Annotated in this window: 19 protein-coding genes; 6 read left to right on the top strand and 13 right to left on the bottom strand. The window is 48.5% G+C overall.

Annotated elements, in window-relative coordinates:
• Positions 1-43: 43 nt before the first annotated feature.
• The 3 genes from C1T21_RS01005 to C1T21_RS00995 form a co-directional block, all read right to left on the bottom strand.
• Positions 44-769: a phosphoribosylglycinamide synthetase gene (locus tag C1T21_RS01005; protein WP_103046855.1), complete on the bottom strand. Its 726-nt coding sequence runs from the start codon at positions 767-769 to the stop codon at positions 44-46.
• Between the two features lie 20 nt (positions 770-789).
• The gene (locus C1T21_RS01000; RefSeq protein ID WP_103046854.1) at positions 790-3,915 is read right to left on the bottom strand and encodes a DEAD/DEAH box helicase; all 3,126 of its coding nucleotides are present in this window, start codon (positions 3,913-3,915) and stop codon (positions 790-792) included.
• A 157-nt stretch (positions 3,916-4,072) separates the two neighbouring features.
• Positions 4,073-5,026 (bottom strand): helix-turn-helix transcriptional regulator, encoded by a 954-nt coding sequence (locus C1T21_RS00995; protein ID WP_103046853.1) that lies wholly within the window; start codon positions 5,024-5,026, stop codon positions 4,073-4,075.
• Positions 5,027-5,132: 106 nt separating this feature from the next.
• Here C1T21_RS00995 and C1T21_RS00990 point away from each other — a divergent pair, with 106 nt between their 5' ends.
• Positions 5,133-5,672, top strand: a complete 540-nt coding sequence (locus C1T21_RS00990) for a dihydrofolate reductase family protein (protein WP_103046852.1) — start codon at positions 5,133-5,135, stop codon at positions 5,670-5,672.
• Positions 5,673-5,754: 82 nt separating this feature from the next.
• On the opposite strand, the gene C1T21_RS00985 is transcribed toward C1T21_RS00990, so the two are convergent.
• From C1T21_RS00985 to C1T21_RS00975, 3 genes are all read right to left on the bottom strand, one after another.
• On the bottom strand, positions 5,755-7,050 hold the full coding sequence (locus C1T21_RS00985; protein ID WP_103046851.1) for an ABC transporter substrate-binding protein: 1,296 nt from the start codon (positions 7,048-7,050) through the stop codon (positions 5,755-5,757).
• Between the two features lie 222 nt (positions 7,051-7,272).
• A complete protein-coding gene (locus tag C1T21_RS00980; protein WP_103046850.1) occupies positions 7,273-8,109 on the bottom strand; it encodes a carbohydrate ABC transporter permease in 837 nt (278 codons plus the stop codon).
• Positions 8,110-8,991, bottom strand: coding sequence for a carbohydrate ABC transporter permease (locus C1T21_RS00975; RefSeq protein WP_025721893.1), 882 nt, complete (start codon positions 8,989-8,991; stop codon positions 8,110-8,112).
• 208 nt (positions 8,992-9,199) lie between these two features.
• Between C1T21_RS00975 and C1T21_RS00970 the strand changes: the two genes are divergently transcribed.
• Positions 9,200-11,014 carry a sensor histidine kinase gene (locus C1T21_RS00970; RefSeq protein ID WP_103046849.1) on the top strand — a complete coding sequence of 605 codons (1,815 nt, stop codon included), beginning with the start codon at positions 9,200-9,202 and terminating at the stop codon, positions 11,012-11,014.
• 7 nt (positions 11,015-11,021) lie between these two features.
• A complete protein-coding gene (locus C1T21_RS00965) occupies positions 11,022-12,656 on the top strand; it encodes a response regulator transcription factor (RefSeq protein WP_103046848.1) in 1,635 nt (544 codons plus the stop codon).
• On the opposite strand, the gene C1T21_RS00960 is transcribed toward C1T21_RS00965, so the two are convergent.
• From C1T21_RS00960 to C1T21_RS00950, 3 genes are all read right to left on the bottom strand, one after another.
• Positions 12,622-13,209, bottom strand: a complete 588-nt coding sequence (locus C1T21_RS00960) for a GNAT family N-acetyltransferase (protein WP_076158775.1) — start codon at positions 13,207-13,209, stop codon at positions 12,622-12,624. The two genes, C1T21_RS00965 and C1T21_RS00960, sit on opposite strands and share 35 nt — an antisense overlap.
• Positions 13,210-13,321: 112 nt before the next feature.
• A complete protein-coding gene (locus tag C1T21_RS00955; RefSeq protein WP_103046847.1) occupies positions 13,322-14,446 on the bottom strand; it encodes an NADH-dependent flavin oxidoreductase in 1,125 nt (374 codons plus the stop codon).
• A 250-nt stretch (positions 14,447-14,696) separates the two neighbouring features.
• Positions 14,697-15,650, bottom strand: coding sequence for a bile acid:sodium symporter family protein (locus C1T21_RS00950; RefSeq protein ID WP_103046846.1), 954 nt, complete (start codon positions 15,648-15,650; stop codon positions 14,697-14,699).
• A gap of 244 nt (positions 15,651-15,894) precedes the next feature.
• Here C1T21_RS00950 and C1T21_RS00945 point away from each other — a divergent pair, with 244 nt between their 5' ends.
• On the top strand, positions 15,895-16,650 hold the full coding sequence (locus C1T21_RS00945; RefSeq protein ID WP_103046845.1) for a TspO/MBR family protein: 756 nt from the start codon (positions 15,895-15,897) through the stop codon (positions 16,648-16,650).
• Positions 16,651-16,748: 98 nt separating this feature from the next.
• Here the strand turns inward: C1T21_RS00945 and C1T21_RS00940 are convergent, their stop codons facing one another.
• Complete coding sequence (locus C1T21_RS00940) at positions 16,749-17,813, bottom strand: undecaprenyldiphospho-muramoylpentapeptide beta-N-acetylglucosaminyltransferase (protein WP_103046844.1); 1,065 nt, start codon at positions 17,811-17,813, stop codon at positions 16,749-16,751.
• A 123-nt stretch (positions 17,814-17,936) separates the two neighbouring features.
• Complete coding sequence (locus tag C1T21_RS00935) at positions 17,937-18,317, bottom strand: RidA family protein (RefSeq protein ID WP_013308546.1); 381 nt, start codon at positions 18,315-18,317, stop codon at positions 17,937-17,939.
• A 263-nt stretch (positions 18,318-18,580) separates the two neighbouring features.
• On the opposite strand from C1T21_RS00935, the gene C1T21_RS00930 reads away from it, so the two are divergent.
• A complete protein-coding gene (locus C1T21_RS00930) occupies positions 18,581-19,108 on the top strand; it encodes an RNA polymerase sigma factor (protein ID WP_103046843.1) in 528 nt (175 codons plus the stop codon).
• Entirely contained in the window at positions 19,105-20,373 is a 1,269-nt protein-coding gene (locus tag C1T21_RS00925) for a DUF4179 domain-containing protein (RefSeq protein WP_103046842.1), read from the top strand. Before C1T21_RS00930 ends, C1T21_RS00925 begins: the two co-directional genes overlap by 4 nt.
• 77 nt (positions 20,374-20,450) lie before the next feature.
• Here the strand turns inward: C1T21_RS00925 and C1T21_RS00920 are convergent, their stop codons facing one another.
• Entirely contained in the window at positions 20,451-21,170 is a 720-nt protein-coding gene (locus C1T21_RS00920; RefSeq protein ID WP_103046841.1) for an NAD(P)H-binding protein, read from the bottom strand.
• 46 nt (positions 21,171-21,216) lie between these two features.
• A complete protein-coding gene (locus C1T21_RS00915; RefSeq protein WP_103046840.1) occupies positions 21,217-22,662 on the bottom strand; it encodes an ATP-binding protein in 1,446 nt (481 codons plus the stop codon).
• Positions 22,663-22,712 lie beyond the last annotated feature (50 nt).

Here is a 22,712-nt window from a genome sequence, read left to right as displayed (position 1 = left end):
TGAAGGCGAATAGACTCGAAAAAGGAAGTATATACTCGAATTGTTACGGAGTATGACGTTTTTGTGGGATTACAGCTCGGGCCCGCTCGGCTACTCGTTCACGTATGAGTTTCAACGCCTCTTCCGCACGGGGTAAACCCGGCAGCAAAGCTGTAATATCCGCTTCCTTCTTAGAAGCAAGCTTCTGCGGCAGACGAATCTCAATCGCATGAAAGCCCGCACCGGGACGATGCAATGCTCCTTCCGCCGCAGACTCTGCAATCCATTCGCTAATCGCTGCCGATCCGCTACGTCCGCCCTCTGGCCGCGAGGTAGACTCAAGCGCGGGGGATGTCCCCTGCACATGGGATAACTCTCCGGCCCAAGCACTGAATACGTACTCCAGCAGCTCTTCCCGTGTCATTCCGATCAGTTCTAGACAGGTCTGCGGCTCGCTTTCCAGACCGGTTTGAAGGGCTTTCTTCACATCGTCGACTACACCCACGCCATCCTCCATGCTGGAAGTGGCTGTCTCAGCTGCTAGCTGAACGATCTCATCCAGCGATAGACAGGTTTCCCCTTGCAAAAAACGGTAGATGTCCAAAGGATCTGCTTTTAGCTGCTCCAGCCATGCCTTTCGCTGTTCGGGGTTCAGTACAGGCGCTGGGCCAGTCCATTGGACAGTATGTGTGGAAGATACACCCGTTGATTCGCCTTCCAGCCCATGTCCGTCTAATTCCGCTATCCATTGACCGTCAGTTACTTTCAGCTTCACTCGCGGCCTCGTCATCGCCTTCATCCTTTCTCTGCTCACTCAATCCATACATCATTTTGCAACGCAATCAGACCGCGCAATTCATCATCAGACATTTCGGTGAGCCAATGTTCACCGGAGCCGACAACCTGCTCGGAAAGTGCCTTTTTGCTCTCGATCAGCTCGTCAATCCGCTCCTCCAGTGTACCTTGGCAAATCAGCTTGTGCACTTGTACATTGCGGCTTTGACCAATACGGAATACACGGTCCGTCGCCTGATTTTCCACTGCTGGATTCCACCAGCGGTCATAGTGAATGACATGGCTGGCACGTGTCAGGTTCAGACCCACGCCACCTGCACGCAGGGAAAGTACGAATATATTCGGGCCTCCCCCCTGCTGGAAGTTGTGAACAATTTCATCCCGTCTGGTTTTCGCCAGTCCTCCATGCAGAAAATACGGCTCTTCCCCGAAGATTTTGGCCAACCGTGAGACCAGCAATTCTCCCATCGACACATATTGGGTGAATATCAGCGCCGATTCGCCGTTCTCGCGAATCGTCTCTACCAATTCCAGCAGTCGCTCCATTTTGCCCGAATTTTCCGTTTTACCACTATCAGCCCGACCCGGAATGATCAGACCCGGGTGGTCACAAATCTGCTTCAACTTGGTCAGTGAAGACAGAACAAGCCCTTTGCGAGCCATACCGATCTGCCCATCCAGTGTTCCCAATAATTGATCCACCACGCCCCGATACAATCCGGCCTGTTCTGGTGTCAGTACACAGTAGGATTTCAACTCCAGCTTCTCTGGCAAATCCTTGCGGATATCTGGGTCGCTTTTGAGTCGACGCAGCATGAACGGGGAGACGAGGCGATGAAGCTCACGCAACGCGGACCCCCGCTCTTCTCCCGCCAGACTGTAACGCTGGCGGAACGAAGACGCCGTACCGAGGTAACCTGGATTCAGGAATTGAAAAATAGACCACAGCTCGCTCAGGCGATTTTCTACCGGGGTACCTGTCATGGCAATCCGGTGTGGAGCAGACAGCTTCATGACGCTTTGTGCTTGCTTTGTTCGTGCATTTTTTATATATTGCGCCTCATCCAACACGATAGAGGACCAGTATACCGCAGATAAATCGCTGCCGTCCCGGCCCGCCAAATGATAGGTAGTGAGGACGATATCATACTCACGTACACTTTCCTGAAACAGCTCGCCGTGGAGTCGCTGGTTGCCATGGTGAATATACAGTGACAAATCCGGTGAAAAGCGCTTCAACTCGCGCTGCCAGTTGCCGAGCAAGGACGTCGGACAGATGATCAACGCCGGACGTTGATCATCTGCGCCGATGCCACCGTCGAGCAGGCAGGTGATAACCTGAATCGTTTTACCAAGCCCCATGTCGTCCGCAAGGCAGACGCCAAAGCCCAATCCGCGCATCGCAGCCAGCCATTGAAAGCCGCGCTCTTGATAGGGCCGTAATGCGCCGTGCAGTGTCTCCGGCACAGGCCGCGGCTCTACCGAACGGAGTACGCCGCCCTCAGCCAAAGACGCAAGCAATCCGGCCGATTCCGCGCCAAAGATGGACAAGCCTTTCCATGAGGCCTCGCCTGCACTTTCATTTTCTGCAGCCAGATGCATCCATTCGGACAAGCTCATCTCACCGTTTTCCCCGCGCTTGATAAAGCGCAGCACCTGACGGATTTCCTTGGGATCGACCTCGATCCATTCCCCTCCTAGACGCACATACGGCAAATTGGCTGCGACGATGCTTTCCAGTTCCTCCATCGTCAAAGTCGTATCACCCAGCACAGCCTCGGCATCAAACGAAATCATGCGGTTAATGCCGACAGACGATGTATCGGCAATCACACCATCTGGCTTGGCACCCTGCTCTGTCGAACGCATTTTGAGCCGCAAGCCTGCACGTCTTCGGCCCTCCCGGCTCCAGCGTGAAGGCATTTGCACGGTGATACCGTTCTTTTGTAATGCGGGAACGGCTTCCGTCAGGAAGCGGAAGAACAACTCTGGCTCCAGTGTCAGCCCCTCAGGATAAGGACGGTTCAACGCTTCTTGCAATATAGGTGCCGCTTCAGCCGCCTGTCCGAGCCTCATTAGCAGTTGCGCCTGCACTTGACGATATACAATTCCGCCGCGAACCAGATCACGTTCAGGATGCGCCCACAGTGCCAGAGCAGGCAGTCTCAACCCCGGCTCAGCATCGCTTTCTGCCCAAAAGGTAATGTGCCAATCCTTGACACTCTCTTCCAGGGAAGGCTCCAAACGAAGGCACAACCGCAGTTGCCCTTCTATCGGCTCCTTGTCTTCCCGTTCCGTGACAGGCATTGCGCTTCCCTCAAGAGAGGACGCTTGAATGACCAGCTCCTCCATCTCCGCGGGCGTTCCCTGAATCGCCACCGGCCGGGAACCTGTCAGCAGACTGTTCCACCATAGCTCTGCCAGCGGCGATCCTCCGCGCCGATACTCTGCGCGATATCGGCCCAGCTCACGGTCTGATGCTGCCAGCACCGCGGTCGTTTCCGCATGGATGACCGCACACAAGAAGGAGTACAGCACGATTCCGGCTGCATCCTCGCGTGTTTCAGGCTCCTTACCCGCGAACACGGCCGGAGCCGCCATACAAACAGCTGGCATCGCAGCAGCCAGCTCATGAAAGCGGCGTATGTCCTCCTCTTGACACAGTCGAGGAATCCACACCCCGACAGCCGCTTCCGGACCACGACGACGCGGTCCCGATGGACGCGCCTCTGTAAGCGATGGCGCAATTTCGCCCCGTTGCATCAGCTCTAGCGCGAAATAAGCGGCTTTTTGCCAATATTGCATTTCCTCGCCCAGCGTAATGCCCGATGCCGCACAGCCCTTCTCGTCCATGCGGGTCAGCAGCGCCATCGTCTCGCGCGGTTCCAGCGCCAAACCCTCCAATGTACGCCCCAGCATGGAACGTCTTTTGCCACCTCTGCCCGCGGTTTCCACACGAGCAGTGTTCGGTATCCGTACCTCGGCAAGACGCAACGCAGCCTGCCGAAACGGCCGAAGGTCTCCCTTTAGCGTCAGCCTGCGGATTACACTGCTCCACGCATCGATACGTGGTTCCGACGTCTCACCAGAAAAGCAAAAAAACACATCTCCGAGCCATATTCCATAAAGCGGTTGATTCATATCTGTCTCCCGTCCAGCCTTTTGAATTATTACTCTTCATCATATACGAAAACGGGCTCTTTTCAAAACTTTATCACAAAAATAAATGGAAAGTCATAAGTTAATAACCTTAAATATTCATGTAGTTAACTATAAATAAGAGAATCAATTTACAGGATTAATTGTCTTTTTCTTCATCATCTGCTTTTGCATCCTTCCGATAAGGGTTCAGGCTGTCTTGCAGCAATTCCTTGACCCTCATCCGCAGTTCTTTCGGATATATGACCTCGGCCTCTGGCCCGTATTTTAGCAAAAGTCGGGACACATATCTAAACTCTTCGACCGGAATATATCCCTGCCATTCCTGACCCTTCCCTTCCTGATGGGAAACATTTTGGAAGAGGGCATCTGATCCGGCCAGCCTGGCACCCAATGCGGTAAATTTTATCTTGGACGGAATTCCTATACGGGAATCCTCCGAAGCCAACCATTCCTGAAGTGTGGGAAGGCTGTCCAAGGTTTCGTCCAGCATCGTAATTGTAATCACCCGATCTGAACGGTACAGAATGATGCGGTCTCTGCTATGCGCTGGCATGTACCAATATCCGTGATCAAAATACAGTCCAATCGGATATACTTCAGTCCACTTTTCACCGGAAACAGAGCGGTAATGCATGTTCACCCGGCGCTTATTCAACGCAGCCTCCAAAATGATTGAGGTGTAGGGTGACTCTGCGTGAGTGGGTAGCATACGAAAAGAAATGTACTCCTTTAATTGATCGATGCTGTCCTGCACATCCTGTGGAAGTTCGGCATAATAGTACTCGGATAAATGTCCACGAACCGAGCCAAAAGGGATATCTGGAATGTTCTCCAACAGTTGCAGCATGAGGAAAAGACCCAGAGCCTCGTCGCGAGCAAGATGAAGGGGAGGAAGAAGCCGATTGGGGAGTGCCCGATACCCGCCATGAGGACCCATTTCGGTATAAAGAGGTAACCCGGTCTGCTGTAAATAGTCGAGATCTCTTTGTATCGTCCTGACGGAGACACCAAAACGTTCAGCCAGCTCACGCGCTGTATATTTTTTTTGGGAATCCAGTATCCTCATAAGAGCAATTCTGCGTTCGTTCATAAGGTACCCCTCGAATCAAAAATTAATTTAAAATGACCGTTTAACTACGACATACTATGTCATAAATACATTGTAACATTAGGAAATAGAAAGGAGTGAATGAACTATGGAGGATTTGAAATCAAACGCAGTTGTGCTGTATATTGCCATGAGTCTCGACGGGTATATCGCTTTGCCGGACGGTTCGGTGGACTGGCTGTATGATGTTAAAGGGGATGGCGGGGACAATGGATATGCCGACTTTTACGACACCGTAGATACAGTGCTGATGGGCAGGCTGACGTATGAGGAAGTATTGAAGCTCTCAGATGATTTCCCTTATGCTGGCAAGCCATGCTATGTGCTCACACGAGCATTAACGGAGCAACAGCAAGCGCCACATGTTACATTTACGGACGAAGCTCTGACTGAACTGGTTCCACGTCTACAAGAACAATCGGAAGGTGCGGTATGGCTAGTCGGTGGAGGCCAGTTAGTCCAGGCCTTCTTACAAGCTGGACTGCTGGAGAAAGCTATCATTGCGATCATTCCCAAGGTGCTTGGACAAGGAATACCGTTATTTCCAGAAGGAACGCTACCAAGTACGTTTAAGCTCAAAGAAATAGAACGCCGCGGGGATATCGCTCTGCTCCATTACCATTTATAATTTTGTTTACAGAAAAGCCTTCATATTTCAGGATCATGCAATCTCCCAGAAATATGAAGGCTTTATCGCGTGCTTTTGTTCATTATTTGGTCTTCAAATTATCCCATGTTCTCTGGAAATCCTCGAATAGCTTCCCGGCATCCGATTTACCTGCCACATAGGCTTGCATCTGACTTCCGAATTCTTGCTGTGCTCCTTCAGGATAGCGGCTAAAGAACCAGCCCAACAGTTTGTTTTCCTTACTGTATTTCACCACTTCCGCACCCAGTTGGCCCATATCAGCCTCTGCCCCTTCGATACTCTTGAACGCTGGAATAAACTTGAATTCCTTGGTGATATACTTTTTACCCTGCTCGGATGTCACCATCCAGTTTAAGAACTCCTTCGCCTCGGGTTTGACAGTCGAATTTTTATTAACCACCCAGTTGTTAGCGACACCTACAAACAGCTTATCTCCGGCTGTTGCGTCTTCACCAATCGGCATAGGCAAAATACCCAGATTCAGCTTCGGATTAATTCCGTCAATTTGGACCTGAGTCCAGTTCCCTTGCTGCATCATGGCAGCCTTTCCAGTGGCGAAGTTCGTTACCTGCGTGTTGTAATCGGTCGTGAGCGGCTTCGAATTGCCATACTTCAGTGTCAGATCGAACAGCTTAACCCACTCGGCGAATACAGCGTTGCCCGGAATCTTTGCTGTTCCATCATTTAGTCCTTTGACGAAGGCCGAAGGGTCCGGCTGATTGGCAAATGCCACGTTCAGCAAATGATTGCCCAGCACCCAAAACTCCTGATATCCATTAGAAAATGGAGTAATCCCTGCGGCTTGGAGCTTTTGCGCAGCTCCCTCCAGTTCGGACAATGTTTTAGGGGTCTCCGTAATCCCCGCCTTCTTGAACAAATCCTTGTTATAAATAAAGCCGTACCCCTCCAGATTCATCGGCTGGCCATACAGCTTGCCGTCTTTGGTCATCGGTTCTTTGGCGACATCGACCACATCGCCAACCCAAGGCTGGTCAGACAGGTCCTCCAAATATTCCAGCCACGTATCCAGCTCGCGGTAACCTCCTACGTTAAAAATATCCGGCTGCTCCCCGGAGGCGAACTTCGCCTTTAACGCCGCACCATAGTCACTGCCCCCGCCCACGGTTTGAATATCGAGCTTGATGCCCGGATGAGATGCTTCGTATTCCGCTTTCATGCGATTCAGCGCTTCTGCAATCTCTACCTTAAACTGAAAAATGTGAATTGTTTTTTCCTTCACTTCCTCTTTGCCTGCGTTTTGTCCGCCACTGCTGTTACAACCTGCCAAAACCAGAGCAAAGGCCGAGAGAAGCAAGATTAGTGCTTGAGCTTTCTTTTTAAAAGTATGCGTTTTCATTTTTATGTTCCTTTCTATTCTAAATTCATATCAGATGAACTCGAAAAATTCATGTGGAAACGGAGCAAACGGAATGTTGCTGAACAAGCGATAGCGCTCGCCTTTGTCTCTAGATTCCCACCTTTATTCGTTTATTCAGGGGAATCTGGAGGCAACAGCGATGGTAAGCACCATCCGTTTGCGGAGTGGCACACCGTGTACATTTTCAGCTCATCGCCACACTCAACCTTTGACCGAACCAGCCATAATACCTTGTATAATATATTTTTGCATGGCCAGAAAGAATACAATGACTGGCAAGATGCCCAGCACCAGAGCAGGCAAAGCCAAATCCCACTGCTTCGTGTATTGTCCAAAAAAGGCATAGGTCGCAATCGGAATCGTGCGTAGTTCAGCCTTTTGCAGTACCAGAGAAGGCAGGAGATAATCATTCCAAATCCAGAGCGTATTTAAAATAATAACAGTTACCATCATCGGCAGCATCAACGGATACACAATTCGGAAAAACACTCCGTAAGGCGTACAGCCGTCCACCGTAGCTGCTTCTTCCACCTCGACTGGCACACCTTTGACGAATCCATGAAAGAGGAAGATTGACATAGGGGCTCCGAATCCCAGATAACAGATTACCAGACCACTTATACTGTTCATTAAATCCAGTGTACTTACAACCTTGACCAAAGGAATCATCACCGATTGAAAAGGAATGACCATAGCAGCTACGAACAGGCTGAACAACACTCGATTATAACGCGTCGGACGCCGGACCATTCGGTAAGCAGCCATTGAGCTGATCAGTACGAGCAGTAGATTACTAACTACCGTAACTACAAATGAATTCCATAAAGCTTCGGGAAAACGCGTGATGCTCCACGCTCTAGCGTAGTTGCTCCATACAAAGGTTTGTGGCCAGGCCGCGGAATCAGTGAGCAGGTCACCAAAGCTTTTGACCGAATTCACGAATAAAAAGTAAAACGGGACGAGGAATAACAATGCGACGAGGATCATCACCATCTCGGTCGCCCATGTTCCAAAGCGGTAGCGTTTGCTTGTTTCCATTTACGCTTCCACCTCCCGACTTTTCGTCAGTCGTACCTGAAGGCTCGTAACCAGAGCAACAATGATAAAGAAAATGAGTGCTTTAGCTGTTCCCAGCCCATAACGATTATTCACAAACGCTTCATTGTAAATATTGAGTGCAACCGACTCTGTGGACCCGAAGGGACCGCCTTTGGTCAGTGACAAATTGAGATCGAACATTTTGAATGACCATGATATCGCCAGGAAAAGACATACTGTAACGGCAGGCATGATCAAAGGAAGTATAATCGACCGCAAAATTTGCATCCGGCTTGCTCCGTCAATTTCGGCTGCTTCCAGCATATCGCGGGGCACATTGGTCAGGGAAGAGATATAAATAACCATCAAATACCCGGCAGTTTGCCAGATAAACACGATTACAATGCCCCAGAAGGCCGTGATCTCATCTCCCAACCAGGACAGGTTGAAGAAGGACAAGTTCGTGCTCTCTCCGATTGCTGCAAATCCCTTGACGAAAATAAACTGCCAGATAAAGCCCAGCAACAGACCTCCGATCACATTAGGCATAAAAAAGATGGTCCTTAGTACATTTTTTGTTTTCAGCGGTTTGGTTAGAAAATATGCCAGCAGAAAGCCAAAAATATTCGCAGCCACCACTCCTACCACCGTAAAACGGACCGTAAACCAGAACGCTGTCCCAAATTTGTCATCATTCCATAAAATGTGACTGAAATTATCCAGCCCGACCCACTTTGCCTCATTGGCTACCCCATTCCACTCTGTAAAAGAATAGTACATTCCGAGCATAAAAGGGATTACAATAATGATAACGAAAAATAACGTCGACGGCCCTACAAAAATGCATTGCTGGAGCCATTGCGACGACTTGGCGCGATTCAATCCGATCCCCCCCTTTTGTTGTCTGTTGGTGTCTGGAACGCTCCCTTACGGCTTTCTTTCAGCAGCATGATGCTTGGGCCGTACGGATATGCGATTCACATGTTCATTATGTCGAATAAGCGCTCTGGAGAACACGTAGGATCGTGAACCATTAGGGGGGAAAATATTGACCTCTGGCTCGCCTTGAATTGTGAAAGGAGCTCACTGCATGAAATTTCACAGTATTCGTTCCCGCCTGATCTGGTTTTTGCTCATTGCGGTCACTCTGCCGCTGCTGCTGTCGATGACTATGACCTTCGTTCTCACCAAGCAATCCTTGCGGGAGCAGGCCACACAAGAAAATGAACGGCTTATTTTTCAGGGAATTACGAATCTGGATAACTATTTACAGGGGCTGAATCGCGCGTCCATCGGAGTCTATAATGACCCCCATTTTCTGCGTAATCTGGCCAAAATTCCGGATGATTACCGGGCCGTCGCTGAAATTTACACCACGCTGCAAACGATGATGAATGCTTCGTCAGGCATTGACCAAGTGTATTTGCATTCTTTTGAGGCTGGGCAATCCACGTTGATTACCAGTACAGTCCCTCTACGAGAATTCCGACTGGAGCCCTTTACCGGTTCTATTCATTACGGCCCTTCTGGACTATTCATACAGCCTTCGCACATGAAGCATTTGTACGGCTTTTCGGCGGTTTCCTATGCGGAGCACAGCACAAAGCGGCAGGTATTTACACTTCATCGGGCGATTCGGAACATTCCTGCCTCAGAGACGCTTGGGGTACTGGCTATAGATGTTGATCTGGAGCCACTGCGCAGTATTTGCCGTCAATTGTATGATGCGGATACAGAAGATCTGTTTTTGATCGATCGGAACGGAACAATCATATATAGCGGAAAAGAAGCAGCGATTGGAACACACTGGAAGGAATCTGACCTGCTCAATCGAATTTCTAAAGAAGACGAGCACGGAGTGATTGAGGATGATACGGCACTGCACGTGTACGGCAAGCTGGATGCCAACCTATCAGGCTGGACGCTCGTCAAGAAAATTCCACATCGTACGCTGTATTTACGGGCTACCCGCCTGACTCAGATCAATGCGGTCATTACAGGTGCAGCGTTGCTACTTGTCATTGTTGCCACGTTATGGATTTCGATAAAAATCACGGAACCTATTAAGCGACTGACTCGCTACATAAACCAGATTCAGTCCGGTCAACTGGATGTAGACATTCGGGCCATGAGTAACGATGAGATCGGAGTACTGTCGCGCCGTTTCAGACAGATGATGGATACCATCAATAACCTCATTTTGCGGGAATACAAGCTGGAGCTGGCTAATAAGACACATCAGTTGAAAGCGCTTCAAGCACAGATTAATCCTCATTTTTTATATAATACGCTACAATCAATTGGAACCCTGGCTCTACAGCATGAGGTGCCGCGAATTTATTCTCTGCTCTCTTCCCTTGCCAAAATGCTGCGCTATAACATGCGGGACCATACGGTCGTTACACTCAAGGAAGAAGCCGAACATGTAAAACAATATCTTGATTTACAAAAGGAACGCTTCGGTGAGCAATTAGAGGTCACTTACCAGTGGGAAGATGAGGTCCTGAATGATCGGGTGCCTAAAATGATTCTCCAACCGTTGGTGGAAAACTACTTTAAACACGGTGCCGATCCCCGGCTGGGGCCCGGTGAAGTTCGCATTACAGGCAGCCGAATCCGGGAAGGTATTGTGAAAATAACCGTGGAAAATAACGGAATTTCCATTCCACAGGCCGAGTTGGAGCAGCTCCAGCATATGTTAAAACGTCCGCTGAAAGCCTACGAGGAGCCGGACACTAGCGAGCAGGACTCCATTGGCCTTCGTAATGTTCTATTGCGTATTCAGCTTCACTCGGAGGATGGATCTAACACCCTGTGCGTAGACAACATTCTGCCTCATGGCGTCCGTTATACACTCGAAATTCGTACTGAAGTCCCCACGGAAATTCATATTAAGGGAGAGTGATCTATCAATGAAAGTCCTGATTGTGGATGATGAGAAGCATGTACGCCATGCCATTCGGATGCTCGTACATTGGGAAGCGTGCGGTGTGAGCGAGGTAATTGAAGCTGAGTCGGGCGATCAGGCGATTGAGGTCATTACCGCCCTTTCCCCACCCGTTGTACTTACGGATATGCGGATGCCCGGCAAGGATGGAGTAGCACTGATGGAGTGGATTCAAGTGAATTCCCCAGCAACCAGAGTTGTGGTGGTCAGTGGTTATGATGATTTTGACTTGGTTCGACAGGTCATCCGCCGGGGAGGCATGGACTATATTCTTAAGCCCGTAGATCCAGTGGAGATTAACGAGGCTCTAAATAAAGCCACTCAAGCCTGGCGGACAGCGGAGCAAGACCGAAATAGGCAGACGATGCAGGCCATGGAGGTCAACCGGATGAGGCCGCACTATGCTGATAAGCTCCTGACTGAGATCGTTTCCGGTATAGCGAGTACCCCTCTTTCCATTACGCCCTTACGTGAGGAGTTACGTCTTCCCGCAGTTATTCAGATATGTAATGCAGCTGTGATGAGTACAACGCAGCTGGATGCCGATATACTGGACAAATATAAAACGCGTCGTGCGCTTTTGAGCTTTTCCCTGATTAACATCTGTAACGAATTTCTTGGAACTTCTCAAACCGGAATTGCATTCCGTCATCTGGAGCGTATGGACGAAATTATTCTGCTATATTGGGGCGAGCCATCTCGTTGGCCGCTGCTCTTGCAGGATATTCACACAGGGATCAAAACGGCTTTGCGGTGTTACATGCACATCGGGGTTGGCTCTTTTGGCTCTTTTGGCGCTTTTCCCATAGCGGCAGCCACTGCCTACCAAGAGGCACGGCAAGCGTTGTGGAAACGGGATGTGTTGCAAACCGCCGACTGGATGCACCAGAGTTCCCAGACACGGCAGAGCACTCGTCTTCCCCAGTTGCCTGAGATGGAAGAGGAACTGCGACTTAGTGCGCTCAGCTGTAATGCCAATCATGTGTCGATAGCGGTAGGCCACTGGATAGCAGCCGTAGCCGAGCTGCCTTCGGTGACAGCAGAGCAGCTAGCCAGTTGGAATCAGGAGTTGGACTGGATGCTGGCCCGCTGGCTGAATGACAGACCTGGAGATACCGATGGCGAGGAACTGACAGATGAGTCCGGCTCCATTCATGCATTGCCGATCGACAACCGTGGCATGCTTTCCCTGCCCTTATGGCAAAGACAGGTTGAAAACCGACTGCTGGCAGCCGGTCAGGCACTTACACCAAGCCATAGCCCAAACAACCCGACCATCCGTGATATTGCCCGCTATCTGGATGCACACTACGACGAGGACATTTCTCTACAGGATATGGCGAGCCGCTTTTATCTCAGTCGGGAATATATTTCTCGTAAATTCAAGCAGGAGTACGGGGTTAATCTGTCGGACTATTTGTGTCAGATCAGGATGAGCAAGGCAAAGCTATTGCTGCTGAATGACAAGCTGCGCCTTCATCATATTGCCGGTATGGTCGGGTATCAGGATGAAAAATATTTTGGCAAGGTGTTCAAAAAACTGGAGGGGGTCACGCCTGGCGAATTCAGAAAACGCCATTCTGCAAATCCTCAGCCGTGACCGCATACAACACGTGATCTTCCCACACACCATTAATCTTCAAATAGTTGAGAGCCAGCCCTTCGCGGCGAAATCCTGCCTTTTCCATCACTCGATTGGAAGGCGCATTTCTTGGCATCACTCCTGCTTGAATACGGTGTAATTCCAACTCATTTAGGGCGTAGCGCACAATATCCTTCACAGCGGAAGTAGCATAGCCCTGTCCATGGTAAGCGGGATCTACAAAGTAGCCCAGATTGGCGTTTTGAAAGGGACCTCTAGCGATACCCGACAGCTCCATTCTGCCAATCAGCTTATCATTTTCCGGCAAAAAAAGTCCAAACGTATACCCTTGTCCGGCTTGTGCCGCTTCCAAACCGTTAGAAATCAGACGCGCCTGTTCCTCCAGCGTAAAGTAAATTTCAGGTCGTTCTGGCTCGAACGGTTTGAAGAAATCAAAATTTTCACGTCTGATCTCTAATAAACGTGCTGCATCACTTACTTGTAACAGTCGAATCTGTAGCCCCGGATGGGTGGACTTTATCAAAATGGCGCCATTAGCTTTATGTAACATTGTCATTTTCCTTCTTTCTCAGTTATTCCTATATTATTGTGTTCACGGTCACGAGACAAGAAAATACCCCAGGTGCATGAGAGCAGCCTAGGGTATCTCCATCATTCAAAATTTAGTCCGTAACAGGCATCCAGCCTGGAAGGGTCGTCAACGCACCCCACAAGTAGTCAGGAATGACTAGCTCCTGCTGGGCTTGCTTGGATAATGTCGTGCGAATGGTATCTTCTGTGCCGTTTTGCACCTTCTGAACCCATTGCGGCTCCATCAAAAGCGGACGTCCCAGCGATACAAGCGGTACACCTGTCTCCAGTGCTGCAATCGCCTCGTCCGGTGTATTCAGCGACCCGACTCCCATAATCGGCACACGGTTACCTACCTTCTCATGGATGAGAACGGTACGTGACCGTTCGTCACTACGGTCGCGGAACGAACCACCAAAGAAATGATTCACGGAAATGTGCAGGTAATCCAGCCCTTGATCCGCCAGACGGTCTACAAGCACCATCGTATCATCCAGCGTAATGCCTGGTGTGTGTCCTTCCTCAGGAGACAAGCGGTATCCAAAGATGAATGGCCGCTTTGCATGTTCTGCGATCACTTTCTTCACTTCGTGAACAATCGCCAGCGGGAAGGTCAGTCTTTTTTCAACACTTCCTCCCCATTCATCGGTACGACGGTTGGAGTGCGGGGAGAAGAACTGTTGCACCAGGTAACCGTTCGCTCCGTGAAGCTCCACACCATCATAGCCTGCTTCAATCGCACGACGAGTTGCTTCGCCATAGGCACGGATGACGCGGTGGATATCATCGGATGTCATTTCACGCGGTACAGGCGCGCCTTCTTTTTCCTCGGCTACTGCGCTTGCACTGATCGGCTGTCCATCTGGAATTTGATCTGGTGGACACAGGCGGCCACCATGATAAATTTGCAGGATCGCTTTCGCGCCCTCCTGATGAATCGTATCCGCTAGACGACGCAGGCTCGGAATCATTTCATCCTTGTCCGCACCGAACTCATTGACAAAGCCTTTGCCATCTGGAGTTACATACACACAAGCGGTAATAACCGCGCCCACACCACCGGAGCGTTCACGGTAGTATGCCAGTTCCTCGTCACTGACTTCACCATTTTCGTGGGAAGCAAAGTTAGTCATAGGTGCCATGGTAATACGGTTCTTCAACGTAACACCGGATGGCAGGGTAAAAGCTTCAAATAGAGAATTATATTTTGGGTTCATTCGTTCTCTCTCCTTCAGTTTAAATCAGATCAGATAATATAAGGCTGTTAAGCATGAAGCCGAATATGAATTCGATGCAGTTTTCCTTCCACAACGAACTCAAACTACTGTTGCTTACTTAAATACAGTGGTTATAATAACCACAGTATAATGATCCGCAACTATAAAGTCAAATCTATCCTTTCTGACCTTCCCTAAACTGTTCGAAAAAGCTGAACCGTAGCCACTTGGCACAAGAAACTAACAAAGCTTAATGCTTCCCGGCTGTGCCTTTCTTCTTCTCCTCCCGGCGGGAAAACCAAGTCGCGAGCAACGAGCCGGAAATATTATGCCACACGCTAAAAATCGCACTCGGTACAGCAGCAATCGGGTTAAAATGAGCTGCTGCCAGCGCAGCGCCCAGTCCGGAATTCTGCATTCCCGTTTCCAGCGTAACAGCTTTACGCTTGGAAAGATCCATGCCGAACAGCTTGGCAAACCAATATCCAAGCAGGAACCCGATACCGTTATGCAAAATAACCACACCAAAAATAATCGGACCTGTCTCCAAAATCTTGCCTTTGCTGCCTGCAATCACAATAGCCACGATGAGCATAATCACCAGTGTTGATATAAGCGGCAGCGCCTGGACACTGGCTTCTGCCTGTTTGCGAAATAGCGATTTGACGATAACACCCAGCACAATGGGGACAATAACCACGATGAGAATATCCATGATCAGCGACTTCGCATCAATATTCATCCAACGTCCAGCAAGCAGGTTAATCATGGCCGGGGTAGCCAGTGGAGCAATCAGCGTCGACACCGAAGCAATCGATACTCCCAATGCCACGTCGCCTTTGGATAAGAGCGTCATTACGTTGGACGCGGTTCCACTCGGGCAGCAGCCTACCAAAATGACACCTACCGCAATATCCGGTGGCAGCTGCAATACTAATGCCAATCCAAAGGCCAGAAACGGCATAATCAGATAATGCCCGACCACGCCAATAGCCACATCCACTGGACGCCGGAATACTTCACGAAAGTCAGCCGCAGATAAAGTCAGCCCCATCCCGAACATGACAATGCCCAAAAATAACTGTATGTATCCTTTTAACCCTGTAAACGCCGCAGGAAAGAAAAATCCCAAGCATGCAAATAAAAGTACCCAGATGGAAAAGGTTCCTCCTACAAATTTCCCTACTTTCTCCAAGCCATTCATTCTACTTATCTCCTTACTTCTATATAATTTGAATTTGTGGAAATTCAGCTTATATAGTGCTTAAAATTTTCACCATTGTACTACATATGACTGCATATACATACAACTTTTTATGATTTTACCGGGATCAAGAAACTTTTTCCGGTTAGGACATATTCGAAAGCAAAGTGGGTATATTCATAATAGAAGATTGTGACCAGTCGGTCATTTTTGGATCATCATTCGTTGAGGAGGAGATATCCCTATGTCACGAAGCCATCCGTATAAATGGTGGAATATTATTGCATTTATCGCTGTCATTCTCGTTAACATTTTGGCTTCTACACTTCTTATCGGCGGCAGAAGCACTGCTGCTGTATCCAACATGTACCCAACCTTGATCACACCAGCGGGTTACGCTTTTTCCATCTGGTCGGTCATCTACATACTGCTCGCCTGCTTTGTCGTGTACCAAGCTACACCTACAGGACAAGCCAAGACAAGCGTTCAGTCCATCGGTATTTTCTTTATTTTAAGCTGTCTCTTCAATATCATCTGGATTTTCCTCTGGCAGTATGTATACGTAGAACTGTGCGTCATCGTCATTATTCTATACTTGCTTTCCTTGGGCGTCGTGTATGTACGTACCCGCACGCCGCAGCCAACCCGCGGAGAAATGTGGTTCGTCAAGCTACCGTTCAGCCTGAACCTCGGTTGGGTATCTGTTGCTACTATTATCAACATTGCAGTGGCACTAAAAAAGAATGAATGGAGTGGCTGGGGACTGAGCGATACGACATGGGCGATCATTATCCTGCTCATCGGCACCGTATTGGCCATCATGGTCAGCTTCCCTTATCGCGACAGCATTTATCCTCTCGTATTTGTATGGGCCTATGTCGCCATCGCCGTCGAGCATCCGAACAATGAAAATGTACGGCTGGCCGCATTGATCTTGGCGGCAATCATTCTGGTGTACGCGCTATGGCTATTCTTTGCCCGTAATCGAGACCGAGATTAAAGAAAACGAATATGATCTCCTAGCCAGAACAAGCGAGTTTGGGTCTGAATCATCTAGCCCAAGCTCGCTTGCTTTGTTTATTCATTTTAACCATGTGATTAGGTATAGATTTTGATCAAATCTATAAGCTTGCTTGTCGAGTGATCTGCATTTGTTTTCTTCATATTGATAATATAATCCGACCTTTTTTCATACAAACGAAGAATCATGTCAACAAATCGTTCAGATTCCAACTCTTCTTCTTCTAAAAACTCACAAAAGCCTTGCGCTTTAAATGATTTTGCATTTAGAATTTGATCTCCCCGGCTAACCGCCTTTGAAAGAGGGATCAATAGCATCGGCTTCCGCAGCGTCAAGAATTCAAAAATGGAATTTGAACCCGCCCTAGAAACAACCATATCTGCCATCGCCATAACATCCGCCAGTTCATCGTTTATGTATTCAACTTGCTTGTAGCCATGCATATGAATGGAATGATTCACTTGGTCTTTACCACAAATATGCACGATTTGAAAATGAACGAGCAAAGCCTCTAAATTCATCCAGACCATCTCATTGATCTTCTTGGAGCCTAAACTCCCACCCATGATCAAAATGATCGGCTTATTTCGAGTAAATCCGCAATAGGTCAAACCTTTAGCTGCCTCCCCATCTTTTAGTTCATCTCTCACAATAGCACCTACATACCGGGTATGCTTAGAGCGAAAGTACTGAGTGGTTTCAGGAAAGGTAGTACAAATTTCTGTAGCAAATGTGCTGGAAATCTTATTAGCTAATCCAGGGGTAATATCTGATTCATGAATGATTACAGGGACTTTATTCAACCACCCAGCCAATACCACAGGAACCGAAACAAACCCGCCTTTTGAAAAAATAACATCCGGTTTTTCTTTTCTTATAATCCGGTACGCTTGAGAAATCCCCTTCAGTACTTTAAAAGGGTCCTTAAAATTATTCCAATCAAAATATCTGCGTAATTTCCCAGTTGAGATGCTAAAATAACACACGTCTTCTAGTCCAGAAATCAATTTTCTTTCAATCCCTTGTTCAGAGCCTATGTATTGGACACTCCAATGTTGTTCCAGTAAGTGAGGAATCAAAGCTAGGTTTACTGCTACATGTCCTGAAGAGCCTCCACCAGTGAAAATTATTTTTTTAATCATCTCCACCTCCACTCTGTATTCAAAAAAAAACAAAACACATTAAATTTGAGCAACCGGGTGCCTCTATAGTAGGGACACCCGGTTGCCATACAAACTTTTTATTTTATGAACGGACCTTTCAGACTATTCGCCCTTCAATGCAATGACTTCAATCTCTACCAGTGCATCCTTGGGCAGACGAGCTACCTCCACTGCACTGCGTGCTGGGTAGGGTTGTTCAAAGAAAGAACTGTACACCTCATTGACGCTGACAAAATCGTTCATGTCCTTCAGGAATACAGTCGCTTTCACGACCTGATTCATGTTGCTGCCTGCCGCTTCCAGAATGGCTTGTACGTTGCTCAAGGACAGGCGCGCCTGCTCCTGTACATCCTTACCAAACTCACCTGTTGCCGGATTCAGTCCAAGCTGTCCCGAGGTGTAAATAAACCCGCCTGCCTCTACCGCTTGGCTATAAGGGCCGATAGCACCAGGTGCTTTTTCAGTAGCAATTGTTTTTTTCATAAGGGTTGGATTCTCCTTCCTGATACTGGTTCACCGTATTATAGCATGTGCAGTCCAAAGCCACTATTCCGTGCGACGGATTAACGCACTGGGCTTCTTTTAAGACACCCCATTGGGAAGGTACTATATTTTTTTATTCCCGCTGTAACCTTTAGCACCTATGTATCATCTAACTCCTATAACCTGCTACAAAATAAATTCTACAAATCCAGATACAGGTACAATGATCATAGCTAGTATAAACGGGAAAGGAGCACCATCCTTTGAATCTCGAAACAAGCTTACACCAAGCAAGGCAGGGAGACCGCAAGGCATTCGTCGCCTTGATGAAACTTATGGAATCCGATATGTATGGCATGGCGCGTTCCATTCTTCGCAGCAATGAGGATTGCGCGGACGCGATGCAAGAAGCGATGCTCAAAGCATACCAGGCTCTGGGTGAGCTGCGTGAACCTCGCTATTTTAAAACATGGCTGCTTCGTATCCTCATTAATGAGTGCCATCTCATTATCCGCAAGCAAAAACGGATCTTACCCGTGGCGGAATTTGTGCAGGAACCCTCCACCTCGGGCGGATATGAAAAAATCGAACTGCGCGAGGCCATCGACCATTTGGAGGAATCCATGCGAACCGTAATTTCCCTGCACTATTTGCGGGATATGCCGATCAGAGAAATATCAGAGGTACTGGATATATCAGAGGGGGCCGTCAAAACACGATTACACCGTGCTCGCAGAACATTAATGGACCTGCTACAAAATCGTGGAGAAAGGAAGGTGACCTTTCAATGAGCCCTTCAGAGATTGAGAAACAGAATCAAGAGCTGGATCGGAAATTACAATCAGAAAAAGAAAACTTGGACGCAGACACGGTAATGATTCCCGATTTGGTAAGAGAACGCTTAGATGCATTTTACACACAAATGGAATCGGATGTGGATCCGTTATCCAAGTCTCCTTCCTTACATCGACCGGGCAAAAAATTTCTCCGGGGGACCGCAATTGCCGCTGCTTCTGCGGCTGTCATTAGCGTTATGATCATTGGTAGCGCCTTTGTTTCGCCTACAATGGCAGAATCATTGAAACAGGTTCCCCTTGTAGACAGCGTGTTCAAGCTTGCTGGGGATCTCGGGCTGCAAACCGCGGATCAGAAAGGGTTGGCAACTTCCTCGAATCTCAGTGTTATCCATAGCGGTATTACATTAAAGGTACCACAAATCATATTTGACGGGACACGCTTGGTCGTGGCGTTGGAAAAGAGCGGCGGAGATTCACAACATCAAACCCTATATCCGACGATCCAAACGCAAGGACTGCCCGAAGAGGACATTCTGGAGAAAGTGGACCTGTTCATCAATGGGACATCGGTCAATAGCAATAATGGCGCCTTTAATTTCATGTATGGCCGCCCAGGCAAAGATAGTAATTCTATGCTGATTGCGTATATGCGTGACCCTGCCAGTGGTAAACCCGCCTTACCAGATCAGTTTGAGCTAGAGGTATATGCCAAGTTAAAAGGTGTGTCCGAGCCGTTTCGCATACAAACCACGGTTCACAAAACTAAAATAAATAACAAGATTCTTCAGCTGCAAATGAGCAAGTCTAATCCGTATCTTGCATTTACGGCAGAAAAGGTAGAAATTACACCCATCACGACCAAGATCACAACGTCGTTCAAAATGCTGACCGATATTGCACATATGCCGGATGATTACACTGTGGAGCGAGAATACAAGTACATCAAAAACGGCCACACGATCCAGTACACCAAAAAGGAATTGGATATGCTTGAGTATGCTATATTCGACGAGCAGGGAAGAGAACTCCAGCTCCTGAGCGGCTCTGGAGTTCCCCTTACCAAAGAACGTGACAGCAAAATGATCACCCTGTTTACTCCTTTTGTGGACACTCCCCAGAAGATCATTTTCAAGCCTTATATATTGCCAACACAACCAGGAGGTAGTGCCCTACTCGATGCTAATGGCAACTGGACACGACATTATATTGATGAATTAGAGATTACGATAGATGTGTCGCAACATACAAACCGCCAATAAAACACAAATAACGCCGCTGTTGTCCGAATCATCGGGCAGCAGCAGCGTTATTGTCATTTTTAACCCTAGCTGTGGTTTTACATATTCTCATCAGGAGCCGTTCCTGTACCGGATTTCTCATCATCGGATGTTAGTTCTGCACCGATGACTCGAATGATGTCGTTCGGATAAATATGTACGCCGCTCGCCTGTGCGAGAGCAATTCGTACCATGGCTCGTGCGATGACCGGGGCCGGGATGGCGCGGTAGGAAGCGAGCTTGCCCGTCATCAGACCGTCCAGCGCTTTCATGACAACAGCGGCAGCGGCTTCACCCAAACGTCGTTCAGGTCTCGCGCCCAAAATCAGCGACGGACGGAACAAATGCAGCGCAGGCACTCCGACAGCAGCAAGCGCCTCTTCAGCCTCACCCTTGGTGCGATTATAAAACACGCGTGAGTCTGGATCGGCGCCCATCGCAGAGACCGCAAGCATCTGTACCGCTCCAGCTTCTTTGCCCAACTGGGCTGTCAGCACCGGGTAGTCCAGATCCACCTGACGGAACTGCTCCTTGGAGCCCGCCTTTTTCATCGTTGTCCCAAGACAGCAAAAAACATCATCCACCCCTTCGAAGGCGAACGCCGCTTTCTGCGGCTGTTCCCAATCGATGAGCGCCTGCTCCAGCTTGGGATGCTTGATGTCCAATGGACGTCTGCCCATAACCATGACGCGGTTGTATTCCTTTTGCACCAGCAGCTCTCGTACAACATAACCCCCGACAAGCCCTGTTGCACCCACAACGACCGCTTTGCGTTCCATGATAGACCTCCTTTGTGCCATAGCGCTCCTGCTCCTACAATTGCGATTAGGTTAATTTAAACGGCTGTTCGTCCGCCTCCTTGCTTTTGGACGGACACATCGGTAGGTACAGGGAAAATGTACTTCCCTTGCCCTCCTCACTCTCCAGACGGATAAACCCGCCCAACAAGCGGGAAAAATCACGGCTGATGGACAATCCCAACCCAGTTCCTCCATATTTACGATTAATGGAACCGTTCGCCTGCTGGAATGCCTCAAAAATAACATGCTGCTGAAGCTTGGAAATGCCGATGCCCGTATCTTTTACAGCAAATACAACCCAATCTCCCTCCTGTCCCTTTCGATCCAGATGTTGTGTGCTGATTTCCAGCAATACACGTCCTTCATGAGTGAACTTAAAGGCATTGGACAACAGATTACGCAAAATTTGCTGTACGCGTTTGGAATCAGACCGGATTTCATTCGGTATAGGCTCATGCTCCTTCAAGCTGAATTCCAGATTTTTATCCTTCGCTGTGACTTCAAAATGCATCATCATCACCTGCGCAATCTCACGTACACTGACTGGCTCACTTACGATTTCCATGTGCCCAGCCTCGACCTTGGATAGGTCCAGAATGTCGTTGATCAATTGGAGCAAATCATGCCCGGAGGCATAAATTAGATCACTGTACTGGTCTAGCTCGTCCTCATCCAGCTCTTTTCCCTGCTCATTGATAATTTGCGCCAGATTAATGATGCTGTTAAGAGGTGTACGTAACTCATGCGACATCGTTGCCATAAAATCCGATTTATATTGGGAAGCCATCATCAGTTGCTTGGCACGTTCCTCTAGAATGACCTTTGCCTTCTGCAACTCATCTCGCTGCTCTGATAACAACTCATTCGCCTGCTTAATCTGATGATTCCGCTGCTGCTCCATCTGAAAGTCACGTAAAATCAGAGCAAATAAAAAACTGAGAACGATGCCGATAGGCAGTGTAAGAGGAACAACCTCCGCTACATAATAGCGCCAGGGAATGACGCCTAGACAGGCAATATTTAACGTATTTACGATATTAACCGCTAAAATGGTTACCGATGCCTTGATAATCAAACGCCAGGTGGAACGGCGCATCCAGTAGTTCAATCCGGCGCACAGGACGCCCAGAATGCTCATATTCAAAAAGCCGACCCACGCCGCCGTATGCAGGCCGAAGGTAAATCTCGTAAGTCCGATTGCGACCCCAATAATAATAAGCGTATAGGAGCGGGGATACACCAACGCCGCGATAATCAGCGGTACGAAACGCAGATCAAAAATAACCGTTTCACTAAAGTTAAAACCAAAGCAAGAGCTGACCCATCCGCCAAATATCACTAGCAGCACCGAGCTGACATATTTGAACCGCGAAGAGGTACGACTCAAACCATATTTATAAATCACGTTCGCCACATAGGCAACGGCAATCAGCATCCCTAAATTCATCAGAAACATCATTGAAAATTGCATGGACTCACACTCCCATAGCGCAAAAAATTGGATGCCAGGCCTATGTTAAC

Origin of the sequence: Paenibacillus sp. F4 (assembly GCF_002894905.1) — a bacterium.
GTDB lineage: Bacteria > Bacillota > Bacilli > Paenibacillales > Paenibacillaceae > Paenibacillus > Paenibacillus polymyxa_B.
Note: the sequence above shows the minus strand (reverse complement) of the source record. Positions and strands in the feature narration are given on the sequence as shown.

Bases quoted from the DNA above. Each gene is read 5' to 3' on its own strand.
- C1T21_RS00935 (WP_013308546.1), bottom strand. From the start codon at position 18,317: ATGAAAAAAACAATTGCTACTGAAAAAGCACCTGGTGCTATCGGCCCT.
- C1T21_RS00940 (WP_103046844.1), bottom strand. From the start codon at position 17,813: ATGATTAAAAAAATAATTTTCACTGGTGGAGGCTCTTCAGGACATGTA.
- C1T21_RS00945 (WP_103046845.1), top strand. From the start codon at position 15,895: ATGTCACGAAGCCATCCGTATAAATGGTGGAATATTATTGCATTTATC.
- C1T21_RS00955 (WP_103046847.1), bottom strand. From the start codon at position 14,446: ATGAACCCAAAATATAATTCTCTATTTGAAGCTTTTACCCTGCCATCC.
- C1T21_RS00925 (WP_103046842.1), top strand. From the start codon at position 19,105: ATGAGCCCTTCAGAGATTGAGAAACAGAATCAAGAGCTGGATCGGAAA.
- C1T21_RS00985 (WP_103046851.1), bottom strand. From the start codon at position 7,050: ATGAAAACGCATACTTTTAAAAAGAAAGCTCAAGCACTAATCTTGCTT.
- C1T21_RS00920 (WP_103046841.1), bottom strand. From the start codon at position 21,170: ATGGAACGCAAAGCGGTCGTTGTGGGTGCAACAGGGCTTGTCGGGGGT.
- C1T21_RS01000 (WP_103046854.1), bottom strand. From the start codon at position 3,915: ATGAATCAACCGCTTTATGGAATATGGCTCGGAGATGTGTTTTTTTGC.
- C1T21_RS00965 (WP_103046848.1), top strand. From the start codon at position 11,022: ATGAAAGTCCTGATTGTGGATGATGAGAAGCATGTACGCCATGCCATT.
- C1T21_RS00990 (WP_103046852.1), top strand. From the start codon at position 5,133: ATGGAGGATTTGAAATCAAACGCAGTTGTGCTGTATATTGCCATGAGT.
- C1T21_RS00995 (WP_103046853.1), bottom strand. From the start codon at position 5,026: ATGAACGAACGCAGAATTGCTCTTATGAGGATACTGGATTCCCAAAAA.
- C1T21_RS01005 (WP_103046855.1), bottom strand. From the start codon at position 769: ATGACGAGGCCGCGAGTGAAGCTGAAAGTAACTGACGGTCAATGGATA.
- C1T21_RS00950 (WP_103046846.1), bottom strand. From the start codon at position 15,650: ATGAATGGCTTGGAGAAAGTAGGGAAATTTGTAGGAGGAACCTTTTCC.
- C1T21_RS00970 (WP_103046849.1), top strand. From the start codon at position 9,200: ATGAAATTTCACAGTATTCGTTCCCGCCTGATCTGGTTTTTGCTCATT.
- C1T21_RS00960 (WP_076158775.1), bottom strand. From the start codon at position 13,209: ATGTTACATAAAGCTAATGGCGCCATTTTGATAAAGTCCACCCATCCG.
- C1T21_RS00915 (WP_103046840.1), bottom strand. From the start codon at position 22,662: ATGCAATTTTCAATGATGTTTCTGATGAATTTAGGGATGCTGATTGCC.
- C1T21_RS00980 (WP_103046850.1), bottom strand. From the start codon at position 8,109: ATGGAAACAAGCAAACGCTACCGCTTTGGAACATGGGCGACCGAGATG.